The sequence below is a fragment of the Gammaproteobacteria bacterium genome (assembly GCA_019748175.1).
Classification (GTDB): domain Bacteria; phylum Pseudomonadota; class Gammaproteobacteria; order JAIEPX01; family JAIEPX01; genus JAIEPX01.
Window position 1 is genome coordinate 1 of the sequence record JAIEPX010000008.1, and the last position, 14962, is coordinate 14962.

Consider the following 14962-nt stretch of genomic DNA (forward strand, 5'->3'; position numbering starts at 1 on the left):
CGAAATTCCTTGTCGGGTAAGTTCCGACCTGCACGAATGGCGTAACGATGGCCACGCTGTCTCCACCCGAGACTCAGTGAAATTGAAATTGCTGTGAAGATGCAGTGTACCCGCGGCTAGACGGAAAGACCCCGTGAACCTTTACTACAACTTTACACTGGACTTTGAACTCATCTGTGTAGGATAGGTGGGAGGCTTTGAAGCCAGGACGCTAGTCCTGGTGGAGCCATCCTTGAAATACCACCCTGGTGCGTTTGACGTTCTAACCCAGACCCGTAAGCCGGGTCGGAGACAGTGTATGGTGGGTAGTTTGACTGGGGCGGTCTCCTCCCAAAGAGTAACGGAGGAGCACGAAGGTACCCTCAGCGCGGTCGGAAATCGCGCAATGAGCGTAAAGGTAAAAGGGTGCTTAACTGCGAGACTGACAGGTCGAGCAGATACGAAAGTAGGTCTTAGTGATCCGGTGGTTCTGAATGGAAGGGCCATCGCTCAACGGATAAAAGGTACTCCGGGGATAACAGGCTTATACCGCCCAAGAGTTCATATCGACGGCGGTGTTTGGCACCTCGATGTCGACTCATCACATCCTGGGGCTGTAGCAGGTCCCAAGGGTATGGCTGTTCGCCATTTAAAGTGGTACGTGAGTTGGGTTTAAAACGTCGTGAGACAGTTTGGATCCTATCTGTCGTGGGCGCTGGAGATTTGAGAGGAGCTGCTCCTAGTACGAGAGGACCGGAGTGGACGAACCTCTGGTGTTCCGGTTGTCATGCCAATGGCATTGCCGGGTAGCTACGTTCGGAAGGGATAACCGCTGAAAGCATCTAAGCGGGAAGCCTCCCTCAAGATTAGATCTCCCTGGACATGTTAATGTCCCTGAAGGTCCGTCAAAGACTATGACGTTGATAGGCACGGTGTGGAAGTGCAGCAATGCATGTAGCTAACGTGTACTAATTAACCGTGAGGCTTGATCATATAACACCAAATGGTTTCATTATTGCGATGAACCTGGTGTGTCATTACCGGTATTCAAGCGCCTTTATTCATTCATACACCAAAGAATTGCTGTGAAAACAGCAGCCAGTTTCCTGGTAGTCATAGTAGGTAGGAACCACCTGATCCCATTCCGAACTCAGAAGTGAAACTGCTTTACGCCAATGATAGTGTGGGGTCTCCCCATGTGAAAGTAGGTCGTTGCCAGGATTTAAATGCGAAAGCCCCGTGGAGTTTTACTCTTCGGGGCTTTTTTATATGGAATTATCTGAGGTTTTTACTTATATTAATAATTCAGGCTTAAAAATTGTATGCCAGCAATACTACAATGAACCGACAAATGTCGTATTGATAGGGGCTAAGTCTGTCTTTGAATATTGGGAATTTGTCTGTGAAAAACCTAGGGTGAGTATAAAGAAAAATGACCAAGAGGATGTTGGATTAGATAATATCTCATCATTTACGGTATAAGGAATTACTCCATGAAACTTTCAAAAGAGCTCTCTATTTTTTCAGAAATAAGCACAATCAGCATTAAAAATTATTCGAGTGAGATGATGCTGCAGTTTATGCCCGCTTTAAATCAACTGATTGATATTGCTGAAACTTATCAGTCATCCAGTGCAATTCCGAGTTCAATTATTGATGATGCAACTGTTGTAGAAGAATCACTCTCGGTCATAAAGTTGTCTGATTCACGGACAGATATCAAGCCAGAAAAACGTACCTTTACAATAAAAGAATGTCCAATGGAAATAATTCTCGAAAAACCCTTAGATGAATCCTCAATGGTTAACTTACTGCGATTAGTGGGCGAACATTCCACAAATTCCCTGTCATCACAAAATGCCCAAATTCTTACTGATATGCTGGAGAGATTTCAATTAGTCGATAAAATAAAACATCAACGCACTGGTGTCAGAATTATATGTCGAATCCCCGAACAGACTTTTAGGCCTTTATATCGCTTACCTCAGGTAGTGGATCATTTTACCGGACGTGAAATAGAATTAGCAGGGCTTAGTGCTCATCGAGGTAATTTACAAATAATCACGGAGGCAGACGTTTCAGGTGCTGATGTGGAGGATGAAGAAAAAGCTGTTTCTCAAATTGCCGGAACGGGAGGGGTTGGAAAATCCCAGTTAGCGAATTACTTTGCTCGGTTGCATTTCAAACAAAAGTATTACAATTGGGTGATATGGATAACCGGTGGAAACGATGAAGCCAGCACCAGGAATAATGTCCTCTCACAATTAGTCGATCTTGGTAAGGCGCTAGGATTAGATACCAAGGAACTAAGCGAAAAAGTACTTCATCAATTAATTTATGAGCGGTTAGCTGCCAAAGGGCGAGGCTTGCTCGTTATCGATGATATTCCCAACTATTCAGTTATTAAGGCTTATTTGCCAGAAAGTTTTAATCAACGAAATTGCGAAGTACTAATAACAACACGAAATAGTAGAACATTTGGCCCAACGATCAACAAAATTATTTTAGATGTCTTTACCTTACAAGATGCTAAGAATTACATTAGCAAGGTATTAAAAAATATTAGTGATCTACAAGCAGAGCTGTTGGCAAATACTTTAGGTCGTTATCCACTTGCATTAACACAAGCATTGGCTTATATCATCAATACAGGGACTGAGATTGAATTGTATTGTCAGCGGTACAATGACCTTGTTAAAGCAAAGAAAATCTATTTAGGCGCATCAGTATTTGAAGCGGATCCTTATACAACTGATCAATGTCGGCGAGATATGAATCTCAAGGCGAGTATGTTAACTGTGATTGAGATGTCATTACAACGTTTGCGAGAACTATGCAAAACAGACACTGAATTTCAACAAACGCAACAAGTTTTGAAGGGGGCTTCGTATCTCTCTCCTCAAGTTGCCATACCAAAAGCACTATTGTGTGGGTGGATTCTTACGCCTGAAAATTTTCAATTTCAGGATCTGTTGATTAATAGTGCCTTAGAGAAATTACGGGCCCTCAGTTTAGTAGAGGACAGTGAACATCGAGATACCTATCAAATTCATCAGGTTGTTCAAGACATATTGAGAATTGATGAGACAAAAGCAGTTACTGAAGAGCGTAGTATAAAATGGTGCGCTATATTTCGTGCTTATTTCGGCATCACTGATATTAATTCTTTAAATGGTGAGAAGATTCTGTCTGAACTTTTTCCCCATGCCGAGTGGCTAAGACAAGTCATCTCAAAATTAGAACTAAATAAAGATCTCACTTGGGCTGCTTCACAGTTTTTACAAATTATGGGAATTGCCAGTCAAAAAAGAGGTAACGATAAAGCTGCTAGAATGTATTTTGCAGATGAACTACAAATATTACTACATTCTGATAATCAAGAAAAAAGCATTGCGGCGTGTCGCATGCATATCGGAATTACTATGTTAGTGAGTGATCCACATGAAGCGAGAATGCTATTAGAACAAGCCTTACCTGTTTTAATAAGGGCATACGGTGAAATGAATGAAAATGTCGCATTATGTTTGATGCATTTGGGAAGTGCCTTGAATGGTTGTGGTAAAAAAAGGGAAGGATTAAGTTGTTTACAAAAGTCTTGGCAGATCTATCGAATGATTTCACCTAAAGATCATGGTTCTCTCGACTCTTGTCAGACGAATTATGCTTCTGCACTTTTACATGAGAATCCCCAGGAGGCAAAGTTACACTTGGGACAAGTGTTACCTAAGATAAGAAAAGCCTATGGAGAGGCACATCCTAGAACTGCTGATTGTTTAATGCATTTTGGTGCTGCACATTCGGCTTGTGGAGAGTACGCACAGGGAATTGTGTTGCTTAAACAGGCTTTGGAAATTCTCTGTAAGAATCGAGGTGATCATCATATGGATGTTGGTCATTGTCGCGAATTTCTTGGGAACTCTCTGGCTGGTAGCGGTGATTTCTACAATGCTCGGATTCAGCTTGAGCAAGCATTTGAAATTATAAAAGACTCTCTAGGGGCGCAATCGGAAGAATTATCCGTAATCAGAGTTAACCTAGGAAACGTTCTATTAGAATGCGGCATTCAAGGGGGCGATGCTAACACAAGATTAAATCTTGCAAGAAGTGCCAAAATGCATTTTGAATTGGCGCTGCCCGCGATTCTCAAGACTAAAGGAGGGCGCCATGTGACTGTGGGCTTATGCAAATTAAGTTTGGGCAAAGCAATGATCACCTGTAATGAAGATCCAAATAGAGTAATGGAGCATGTTACAGGTGCTTTAGCAATATTACGAGAGGCTCATGGCAATTCGCATCCAGATGTAGGAAAATGTTTGATGTTTAAGGGCATGTTGGAATCAAGCGCAGGTTCTCTATTTATTGAGAGGGGGCCAAAGGATGTCTGCGCCAAATACTTACTAGAAGCTAAATCAAATGTTGAAGAAGCTGTGTTGATATTTACTAGAGCTTACGGGGAAATGCACCCGGAAACATTAAGGTGCTCTGCATTATTAGAAGATGTTAGACAGGAGCTTTTACAGGCTGGTATAGCTGATCAGATGACAGCAAGGCCGGCCAGAGACTTTCAACAAAGAACTATGCCAATTGAAGAAAGTATTTTAGATTACATTGATCCACAGAGGATGCCAATCTCTTTTGATCAAGGATTAAATATCGCCCAATATCTATTTAGTATAAGTCAATTAAAGACCGCAATGCGTATACTCGAAAAGTTAATTGCCATCGATCCAGAGAATGCAGATGTGTATGTTTTAAAATCTAACTGTCATACAATTATGCTTCAATTTGATCTTGCTGAAACCTGTATGGCGATGGCGTTATCTTTAGATCCGGATCTTGATACATTTTTTCTTACTTCCTTAGAAGAAACTAGGGGAACCTATAATGCCAGTTTAGCACTTTCTCAAGAGCTCGGATCCCGAAAAGATCTCACGCCAGAGGAAAAAATAAAGCTGGCAATCAGTCTCAGAACTATTGGAAAGCCGAGAGAAGCTTTGGAGATACTCAATAATTTAATGCCCCAATCAGAACCTAGACTACTGGGCCCCATTTATTATCATTGCGCTGTGTGTCATGTTATGAATGATGATTTAATGAGTGCACATCGTTGCATCCAGGAGAGCCTTAATATTAACCGTCATGGCAAGGCTATATCTTTTGAGTCCTTAATTGTGAAATCTCTACAGGCAGAAAAGCAGATAAATCGGCTGCTTCCAGTAATAGAGTTTTTACCACCCGAAGTAACACAAAATGTAAGACCAAATTAAATTTAGTCTCGACTCATATTACCTTTGTTTATAAGAATTCCAAACGCACTATTTTATAAATCAGAAGTTTTTTCTTCAATCGTCAGAAGTGTTCTAATTACAGTGTCACTGAATTATTTTTATTCAGAAGATTTCTAACCCTATTTTATTATTTAACTTTATATGATATTGTTTAATTATTAGATCGATTTAGCGAAACCTCTCACAACTCAAGACGCGACGCCCTAATCTATTAACATGGAGAAGACAAATGAATATGGGTTATTTTATTGGTAATACTATACTTTCAAGTCTAGTAGGATCGTTTTTTGGTTTTCTGGTCACAATTTATAAGAATTCTTGGAAGAATAAACGAAAATATAGGTATCATCAGCTCGATAGATTATATGGGCCAATATATGCATTAATCTTGCAATATAAGCATCATAGAAAGACTATTGATAATGTCGTAAATAAAACCATGAAGGGAAAGGATTTTGCAGGTTTTAATGGAAATCAATCTGATGATGAGCTTGTGGCTAAAACTTGTACTGAAAAATGTTTAACCTGTTCGGAAAGAATATTTGAGTTGCTAACGTCAAATATAATGTACGCTCGGAAAGAGGACATTACCACAATGGAGGCGTTTGTAAAAAAATATTGTGACTATAATACTGCTTATATCTCAAGTGAATCATCTCCAGTAATTTCAAACTATGCGGAAAGTGCAGAAATATCTGATAATTTTATCAATGTCATTCAAAATGGTTATAAAGAGTTGATGTCAAAAATTATTTAAGGGATTGTTTTCGTATCTCAAGTTATTAGTGCTCAAAGAAAACCGATGCCATTGTAGCCCGTGTTTAATCTCGAATCTGATTAATATTAAAAGATTAATAGTATGAGGTGAGGTCGAAAATGAGGGGTTTGAAATAGATTTTAGCGTCTGTGAAATGTGAGTGCGTGGAAATGCTCGTTGAATGCTGTTATAATGTCACCACTAATAATTAGTGAATATAAAATTATGCATGACTGCCGAGATTTAATTTTTTTGTTCAATGTGTTGTTTGAGCAGAGTGAGAATACTATATTGGTCGGTAATGGTGAAGAGCCTCTGTATTTGCCCTGCGACGAAAGCAACTCTATTAACCGGATCATTTTTACGCGAGATTATTTTGCAAGTGCTTTGCATGAAGTGTCACATTGGTGCATTGCTGGCGATAAACGGCGAAAGCTTGTTGATTATGGCTATTGGTATTATCCTGAAGGTCGAAATGCTGAGCAACAGACATTATTCGAGCAAGCCGAAGTTAAGTCACAAGCAATAGAATATTTATTTTCACAGGCTGCGAGATTTTCCTTTGTTGTCAGTATTGATAATTTAACTAATGAGGAAAGTATTCACCGGGAATCTTTCGAAAAGAAAATTATTGAACAAGCGCAGTCTTATTTAACCCATGGTTTGCCAAAAAGGGCCGAGATTTTCAAAGCAAGATTGTTTGATTTTTACCAACATAAAGTTTGATCGTCTTGATGTTCAGCGATCTCATTTCTGACAAGTTAGGGGGCAGATCTTTTTTTACACAGAAGTCAAAACCTGACCCCTAGCTGTAAATGAGGTTGATTTCCTATAGTTAAATTTGCGGATGAACCAAGCAATAAAGAGTAGTTGATTAAATTAGCGTGTAGACAAAACAAGCAAGTCGATTAAAAGTGGATGTAAACTAGATTTAGTACTAACTACTTGAGATACGACACCTTGGTGTTTGGTGAAGCTCGAGTAAAGTCGTTACTTTCTGTACTTGTGCGCAATCATTTTTGGAGATGGATTCTTTGGACATTTTGCCATCAAATCCTTTTAGTTGTACGCCCAGCAAATCGTTGCAGGATTTAATCAAGGCATCGGCGTAGTCAGCAAAGCCACTGGTAGAAACAAGATACGTGCTAAGCACTCTGTAGTGGAGATGCGCTGCTTTCAAAAGCCCAATCGCTTCAATATTATTTGTGCCGTTACTGCCATCGACTAACAGCGCAAAAGTGCGATTGGGAATGCCGCTGTTGATGTGGACACCACCTGAATCACCAGGGAAACACCAATAATCATGATCGGACACTTTGGTAGGATTGTTCTTACAGTTCGGATTCCACAAATCACGGACAGTGCCACTGGCAGTATCATTCTCACCCGATAGCCACCGATAAGTTTCATTGACTACTGGGCCGCCTGGGCGAATACGTCCCTCAACCCGAGTCTCCTTTAAAGCTTGCTTGATGAGCTTGCCGTCTTCTAAAGAAATCACAACAGATGGTATGGTGACGGTGTTATCTGAGCCCTCTATACCGCCAAGGTTATTCGGTTCGTTGTCAACGATAACGACTCCAATAGCATCCTTCGCTTCTGCATTTTTTATTTTTTCCACGTCGGGGCAGTCACCTCGATCGATTATGGCGATTTTGTCATTCAATGAGCCACTAATGGACCCGCAACCATTCGATGGTGAGACTGCAACAATCTCGCCAGGGAAAACCTTATTGATAATAGGGCCAAAGCTCGCAGCAAATGATTGCTTGACGCCTGATATACTAGAAGGATTGCTCACCTTTAGCTCGCCGATTCTTTGCATAGTAAGCTTTTGTTCTGAGTCCGCATACTTGCTGCAATCACCTTCTGTTCTTTTAATTGTTCTGGGATATTTACCGGGTCCACTCATTAAATCGAGCGTTTCACCCCAAATATCGGAGTATGCCTCGTTTAAAGCACCTGATTGCCACTCATAAACTAAATTCGCCGTAAACTGGGTATAGGCATGTCCCCACTCATGTGCGACCGAGTCACGGCCAGTCACCCCGGGACAGAAGTACACAAATTCCCCATTCCAAGCAGCATTAGGGCAATCATTCGCATAGTAATTAAATACGATATCCATCTTGGATCCTTTGCCATCAAAGGAATCACGGCCAAAGGTGTTAAAGAATAGGTCATAGGTTGCTTTCATAGTCTGTAATATGTTGTCCGCTTCAAGCTTACAGTCTGGAAAATTAGGGCGGGTGTTGCAGAATCCGGTCAACGGTAACGGATTGCCTTCTACCCAAAATGGCTTATTGGGATAATTAGCATAATCCTCCTTATACCTTCCATCATAGGCGCGGCGATAAAGGAGATTGTTAATCGCATTGATGGTGTGAATCACAGTGCCTCGTTGTGCATCTACAAAAACATATTTGCGAATGTTTGCGCCATTGCCCACCTCTACTTTGTAAGCAAGATAATTGGAGCCTGGCGTTTTTTTCGCTAGGTTTTCTCGAAAGACGACTAGCGCAGTAGTGATAGGCGCTACAACGTTCCCTGGAGCTGATTGCACGGCTACTGCCTGTGCCTGAGTGTTGGAAATGTTAGGCGTGGTATTAACCTTTATATTGGGTACAAAAGTGCCATTTACGGCGGTAATGTCACCCTCTTGATTAAAATGGGCTTTGAGAGTGCCTCCAAATACCTCAACTCCTTGGTATTGCTGTGTATAGGTGAGGTGGCTCATTCCCAAATTGTCAGTGTCTGTTTTTTGAATCTTAAGTTCTTTACTTGGATCATGAATCCCAAATATTCCACCGCTAAGCCTAAAAAAGTCTGATGCATTCGCTTCTGGAGATTTCTTGGGATCACTCTTAAATAACACTTCGCCAGGGGGCGCTGACACAAAGCTGGCTGTATTGGTGGCTTGATTTGTAGTGGTTTTTAACGCAGCAAGATTTGTTACTTTGGATTTGGTTGGCTGGTTTGGGTGAAAAATTCTGGATGGCGCATTGGACGTTTTTTGAAGTGACGAACTAAAGGATTTGATGTTAGCAATAATCATGGGTTTGGATTCAGGGAACCACACCACATAGCCGACTGCCAGTAATATCAGAACCGCTAGCAGAATCAGTAGAATCTTTTTCATCATTTTGCTCCTATATACCCTAATTATAGTTCATTTTTTCTACTTACTGTATTTCTGCTATTATTAAAAATGGATGTTCAGTATTAACAGGAGTAATTATGAAAACAATTTTTATTGTAGCGGTTATTGCAGCACTGTTTACTACATATAGTTTTGCTGATAACAAGAGCATTTATACAAGTACTAATAGTAAAGTCTGTAAGACTGTTAAGAATGATCCAAATGAAGCTGGCTCATATGAGGCAGTATGCCCAGGGGTGCGTGGTTACAAAGTCCATCTTCTTGAAGGTGATCTGCGGCAAACACTCAATATCATTACGCCTAGAAATAAAACATTTGAACTTAATTTTTGGGGATTCTATGGTGGATTTTCAACGGTGGGAGATAAAATTGAATGGCGAATAAATAAGGGTATACCTGTTGCTTTGATTGCGCGCTATAACGTAGGAAATAGCGATAATTCGAAAAAAAAACGATCTTATCTTTTGATCTCGAAGATTAGTAAAAATTCATCCTGTGTTACTGATGTGGTTCCGCCAAGAGCAAATCAAAACCTACAGGCACGAAAATTGGCGGATGTCGCAATCACACAACCATGCAAAAATCCCAATTAAAAAAGCGTCGCGTCTTGAGTTGTGATAGGTTTCTTTTTTTGATGAAATTAGTGTTTAAAGACGCGATGCCGTGTAGTAATGTCAATAACACGTATTCCTACGTGTTTATTACTTGGTATTGCTCGGCTATAATTAAAGCATATTTAGAGTAAGTAAAGAGGTATTATCATGGCACATCCAAATCGAATTATTATAGTAGGTCATCCCGGAGCGGGAAAGGCAGTATTAGCTCGTGCATTAGCAGAAAAATTAGGCTGGAAGTTTATTGATGCTGATTATGGAATAGAAGTTAAAACTGGCGCAATAATCCAGGATGTTCTGGGAGAGGAGGGCGTTAAATCATTACGAATGACAGAACATAATATATTATCTCAACCCCTTGAGCATACTGTGATTACGACTGACGTGGGAATTGTCACATCCAAAAAGAACCGAGAAATGTTGAAAAAAGATTATGTGGTTTTTGTCACAGTAAGTTTACCTGTACAATTAGAGCGGATGTTGCATCATGAGGTACCGCTCTTGATAAATAGCGATAGAAATAAATTATTAACTGATTTGCACGATCGCGATCAATGGTTCAATGAAGTTGCAAAGTTTACAGTAAACACCGATGATAATGCTTTGCATAATCACGTTGAGGCCGTAATAAAAGATGCCGGGCTAGAGCATCTGATAGTGAAAAATTTGCAACCGACAATTGAAAGCCGCGACATGATCCTTTATCACTACAAAACGCATCAGCCTATTCAGATTACTTCACAGCAAGCATTATGTCTAAAACTTTTAGCACAAGGAAAATCAGCGAAAGAAATTGGTCAAGAATTAGAGATTTCCTATCGAACAGTAGAAGGGCACTTGGCAAAAACAATGGAAATTCTAGGGTGTAGTTCAAGTAAGGAATTAATATCATTATATTTAAGCCGGCCTTGAGATTAAATGAGATCCTTTCTTAAGACGCTGTGACCTCATTTTGTTGGGTCTTTTTCTGTTTGTCAAAAAGTACGTAATATGTTTTAGCTGAAAAATTAGATACTATTCTTGGATTAGAGCTATCCGGGAATTCCGGATAGTTCAATAAGTTGTCGTTTTTATTTGACCATTTCCTTTTATTTAAATGAAGATGGGGTCAGGTCTAATATTGAAACCACGTTTCAATGTTAGGTTAGATCTGACCCCATTCCTTCCATTGCTATGTTAGATTCGTCCTTTCCCTCTTATATTTTCAATTTGTACGGGTTTGTTTTCATTGCTTTCAACTAGTTTTTTGAGATTAACAATAGCTTCTTTTAGCTGACTTGCTAATCCATCGAGGTATTTCTCATATTCTTTCTGTGATTTAGAATCTCCGGCACGATCTCTGTCAATGTCTTTAGGCTCGGTATTATTTCTAATCTGCTCAATGTGTTTCACCGCACTTTCGAGTGAATTAATAAGTTTATCTATGTTACTCATAGCTCTCTCCTTCTTAAAAATGTTGTCGGATAAAATATATAACTCCTAAATAAGTCTACACGCTCAGCCTTTAAAAATTATACCTTCAAAGTAATCTATTGCTTATCCTATACGTTTCATTTCCTTCTTTCAGGTTCTAAAGTGACAAAATTTTGATTTTGAACCCTACGTAAGCAATTATAGCCCATTGGTTAGAATTTTTCCCGTTACACACAATTTTAGAATATATCAATATGAGAATATGATGAGGTGTCATATCTAAGGAAGTGGATGGCAGGTTTAACCGGATTCCCTCTTATCACCATTCAATTTCATTATTCTTCAAAAAACCACTTAATCTGTGGAGTGATGATCAGCAATTTTTACGGATATACAGAAAGAAGGGATCAGACCTAACATTGAAACCAGGTTTCAATGTTAGGTCTGGCCCCTTCTTCTTTGTTTGTCTATTTGTCAAGATTTGTCCTCTGTCTTATCTGAAGTGTGGGTGTTCATTACGCTTACATCATTGAGATACTTTTTAACTTCATCCTCTGATAATGGCAGTTGTTTTGTCAATATTTGAGCAATGTTTTTTTTGTATCCAAGTTTCACAGGGATTGCATGATAAAATGTATCCTCAATATAATCATGTAGAGCTTTGAAAGCTTCAAAACAATTAAAGTTCTAAGTGAGATCTTTTTTGCTTGTAAGGATGCACTGATAAAAATCCTGAGGACAGGACTTGAGCTCTTTCTCTTTACCTATTAATTTTTTATGAGGTAATATTGGCAGACAACGAGGAGGAAAATATGATTGCTCAATTACCTGCTATTTATTTAGGATCGGCATCACCGCGTCGGCAAGAATTGCTCAGAAAAATAGGTGTGGATTTTATTGTAGTAGAGCCTAATGTCGTGGAAGAAAAATTAACTGATGAAAATCCCTCAGAGATGGTAGAGCGATTAGCAATACTGAAAGCCGAAAATGTTTTGCAAAAAATAAATCAACAGCCACCGCGCCCCGTCCTTAGTGCAGATACTATCGTAGTCATTGATGACAAAGTGTTAGGCAAACCGAAAAACGAAGAAGATGCTTTACTTATGTTGTCATTATTATCAAACCGAACTCATGAAGTCCTGACTGCTGTGGCATTAATTGATCCACATCAAGTCGCCATCCGTCTGAGCAAAAGTGAAGTTACATTTTCCACAATTACACCGGAGCAAGCGAAAAAATATTGGGTAACTGGAGAACCCCAAGATAAAGCGGGGGCGTATGCCATCCAAGGCATGGCAAGCATTTTCATCAAAAATATAAATGGAAGTTATTCAGGTATTATGGGTATGCCTCTTTATGAGACTTACAGTTTGTTATCTAGGTTGCGCAAGTAAGCAGATGACACTCGGAATTTGCACGGTATCTATAAAACCTGTGAACTAGACAATGAAGCAACTGTTGCAAAATTTGCAACGGTTTAAGAAAAAATAAACCTTGCTCTATAACATGGGTATCTTGTCCAGGTTAGATCTTTAGCAGTCTAGGAAAGTTAATTTGGTTCGAAGAAATTCACGCTGTAGCCACCGTCAATTATCAAATCAATCCCTGTTATGTAGGAGGATTCATCTGAACTCAGAAATAAGCAAGCGTTGGCAATGTCTTGAGGTGTGCCAATTCTTTGCAAAGGAATGTTCACTTCGCGGCGCGAGAGATAGGCGGAGTCTTGCTCAAGGCGTGTGTCAAATATGGGTGTTTTGATATAACCAGGTGAAATGGAATTTACACGTATGCCACGACTGCCAAGATCATTCGCGAAATTTTTCGCGAGCTTAACGATAGCTGCTTTAGTGGAAGCATATACGCTATGGTTTTTAAGTGTGATGCTGGCGGAGGCAGAGGCAATCATGATGATGGATGCGGGTGAATTGAGATAATCCAGCGCGTATTTCACTGTAAAATAAGCGCCGCGGTAATTGATATCAACCATATGATCAAAATTTTCTTCCGTTACATCCGTCACATTCAAGCGTAAACCAACACCGGAATTCACTACCAAAATGTCGCACTTTCCATAAGCTGTATGTGTTTGTTCGAAAAGATTTTTCAGATCGGAGGTTTTGGTGACATCACCCTGAATGGCAAGAATTTTGTCATCCATTTCATTGCGTGCTTCATCCAAAGTTTGCTGATCACGGCCAAAAATAACAACTGTGGCACCTTCCTGATAAAAATGTTTTGCAACGCCTTTGCCTATGCCACTATTTCCGCCAGTGATTATGGCTACTTTGCCTTTTAGTCTTTGCATGCTCACGCCTTGGATGTATGATGGTTGACCAATTATAATAGATAAGTTGAAAATAACAATCAGGTTTGTCAGAAAAACCCACCCAATATTTCATCTATGGATTATTGTCGTATCTTGAGTTGTGTGTAGCTCTGACGTTCCGTCATACCTTGCGCATCCATCACGCCATCGTTCTAAGTCCCTGAACTAGGGAAACTTTGGTTTCTATTCCCCTTGCTTTATAGTACATTTAGATAGATGCATTGGGGTATATGTATAAATGCGCAAATTCAAATATCTAATTATTACAGTTGTTGGCTTGATAGCTAGCATTGTTTGCGGCCAAGAAATTTCCAATAAAATACCGAAGCCAATTACACACCCTCTCTCAATTGTAACAATTGAGGGATATGATGATTATCCAGAGGAGTTAAAAAAGCTCATTACTAAAGCGGCCTTATTAACTCAAATGAATTTAACTTACCTTTACGGCTCAGCAAATCCAGCACATGGTGGTATGGATTGTTCAGGAACTATTTATCATCTTTTGAGTGGTAACGCGAAGGGTGTTATTCCGCGGGATGCCAACGGCATGTACGAATGGGTGAAAAAAAATGGTAAGCTGCATGACGTTACAAGTTCAGATTTGCTTTCATCGCAATTTTCTCAATTGAAGCCAGGTGATTTATTATTTTGGTCAGGGACCTATGCTAAAGCCAATGGAGATACTATTACACATGTCATGTTGTATATCGGAAGAAATAAAAAGCATGCGCCGTTGATGTTTGGTGCGAGTAACGGGCGTACGTATCAAAACAAAAAAATGTGCGGGGTCAGTATTTTTGATTTTAATCTACCGAATTCTGAAGGAAAAGCGCGTTTTGTAGGATATGGATGTATACCATCAATTAGCTGTCGGTGAGTAAGGGCGGGACTTGCTCTTCCTCTTTACGTATTAATTTTTCGTCTTAACTATCCACTCCATCTAGGCTGTTTGAAAATCTTTTATAGTATGCCAAATATCTATCGGGGTTTACATCATGAGCGCCTAGTGGTAACGGCATGTTATGGGATAAAAGTGAAATTGTCATTCCAGATGAACTAAAAACTTGGAATTCTTCAAATGATGGATATTGTCCGTGCTCATAGAACTTAACTGTGAAATGTGGATGGGTACCTATTGTAACCATTTCTCCGGAATCGTAAAAGCGTGTATAGTCGAAATATTGTATAGGTGTTTTCTTAAATAATGGATAGCAAATTTTTGAGATAGTATCGTAGTAATTGTTTTGTGTATGTAGCAGTAAATTACTTGATGAAGCAAGCTGTGATTCCATTGCGGGTAATCCCCATGATTTTGTTTACAACTCATCTCTTTTATATCGTTACATGATGAGACCTTTGTAAGCCCCCATCCTATCGTTCTATTTTGACATATATCTGTTTAATAGTCATGAGGGATCTGGC

At 39.6% G+C, this 14962-nt stretch carries 12 protein-coding genes and 2 rRNA genes; 10 read left to right on the plus strand and 4 right to left on the minus strand.

The window, feature by feature from the left end; genetic code table 11:
• The 6 genes from K2X50_03325 to K2X50_03350 form a co-directional block, all read left to right on the plus strand.
• A 23S ribosomal RNA gene (locus K2X50_03325) occupies positions 1-972 on the plus strand; the annotation flags it as partial.
• A 112-nt stretch (positions 973-1084) separates the two neighbouring features.
• Positions 1085-1200 (plus strand): 5S ribosomal RNA (gene rrf / locus K2X50_03330).
• Positions 1201-1248: 48 nt separating this feature from the next.
• Positions 1249-1461 (plus strand): hypothetical protein, encoded by a 213-nt coding sequence (locus K2X50_03335; GenBank protein MBX9586269.1) that lies wholly within the window; start codon positions 1249-1251, stop codon positions 1459-1461.
• A gap of 11 nt (positions 1462-1472) precedes the next feature.
• Positions 1473-5246 (plus strand): hypothetical protein, encoded by a 3774-nt coding sequence (locus K2X50_03340; GenBank protein ID MBX9586270.1) that lies wholly within the window; start codon positions 1473-1475, stop codon positions 5244-5246.
• 250 nt (positions 5247-5496) lie between these two features.
• Entirely contained in the window at positions 5497-6024 is a 528-nt protein-coding gene (locus K2X50_03345) for a hypothetical protein (GenBank protein ID MBX9586271.1), read from the plus strand.
• 225 nt (positions 6025-6249) lie between these two features.
• Positions 6250-6750, plus strand: a complete 501-nt coding sequence (locus tag K2X50_03350; protein ID MBX9586272.1) for an elongation factor P hydroxylase — start codon at positions 6250-6252, stop codon at positions 6748-6750.
• 211 nt (positions 6751-6961) lie between these two features.
• Here K2X50_03350 and K2X50_03355 read toward each other — a convergent pair whose 3' ends face one another.
• Positions 6962-9163 carry a M4 family metallopeptidase gene (locus K2X50_03355; protein ID MBX9586273.1) on the minus strand — a complete coding sequence of 734 codons (2202 nt, stop codon included), beginning with the start codon at positions 9161-9163 and terminating at the stop codon, positions 6962-6964.
• A 98-nt stretch (positions 9164-9261) separates the two neighbouring features.
• Between K2X50_03355 and K2X50_03360 the strand changes: the two genes are divergently transcribed.
• Together K2X50_03360 and K2X50_03365 are read left to right on the plus strand one after the other, a co-directional pair.
• The gene (locus K2X50_03360; GenBank protein MBX9586274.1) at positions 9262-9777 is read left to right on the plus strand and encodes a hypothetical protein; all 516 of its coding nucleotides are present in this window, start codon (positions 9262-9264) and stop codon (positions 9775-9777) included.
• Between the two features lie 168 nt (positions 9778-9945).
• Positions 9946-10710 carry a LuxR family transcriptional regulator gene (locus K2X50_03365; protein ID MBX9586275.1) on the plus strand — a complete coding sequence of 255 codons (765 nt, stop codon included), beginning with the start codon at positions 9946-9948 and terminating at the stop codon, positions 10708-10710.
• A gap of 264 nt (positions 10711-10974) precedes the next feature.
• On the opposite strand, the gene K2X50_03370 is transcribed toward K2X50_03365, so the two are convergent.
• Positions 10975-11232: a hypothetical protein gene (locus K2X50_03370; GenBank protein ID MBX9586276.1), complete on the minus strand. Its 258-nt coding sequence runs from the start codon at positions 11230-11232 to the stop codon at positions 10975-10977.
• A gap of 791 nt (positions 11233-12023) precedes the next feature.
• Between K2X50_03370 and K2X50_03375 the strand changes: the two genes are divergently transcribed.
• Complete coding sequence (locus K2X50_03375; GenBank protein MBX9586277.1) at positions 12024-12605, plus strand: Maf family nucleotide pyrophosphatase; 582 nt, start codon at positions 12024-12026, stop codon at positions 12603-12605.
• Positions 12606-12760: 155 nt separating this feature from the next.
• On the opposite strand, the gene K2X50_03380 is transcribed toward K2X50_03375, so the two are convergent.
• Positions 12761-13516: a glucose 1-dehydrogenase gene (locus tag K2X50_03380; protein MBX9586278.1), complete on the minus strand. Its 756-nt coding sequence runs from the start codon at positions 13514-13516 to the stop codon at positions 12761-12763.
• A gap of 259 nt (positions 13517-13775) precedes the next feature.
• Here K2X50_03380 and K2X50_03385 point away from each other — a divergent pair, with 259 nt between their 5' ends.
• Entirely contained in the window at positions 13776-14417 is a 642-nt protein-coding gene (locus K2X50_03385) for a C40 family peptidase (protein ID MBX9586279.1), read from the plus strand.
• 46 nt (positions 14418-14463) lie between these two features.
• Here the strand turns inward: K2X50_03385 and K2X50_03390 are convergent, their stop codons facing one another.
• Positions 14464-14832: a hypothetical protein gene (locus tag K2X50_03390; protein ID MBX9586280.1), complete on the minus strand. Its 369-nt coding sequence runs from the start codon at positions 14830-14832 to the stop codon at positions 14464-14466.
• Positions 14833-14962 lie beyond the last annotated feature (130 nt).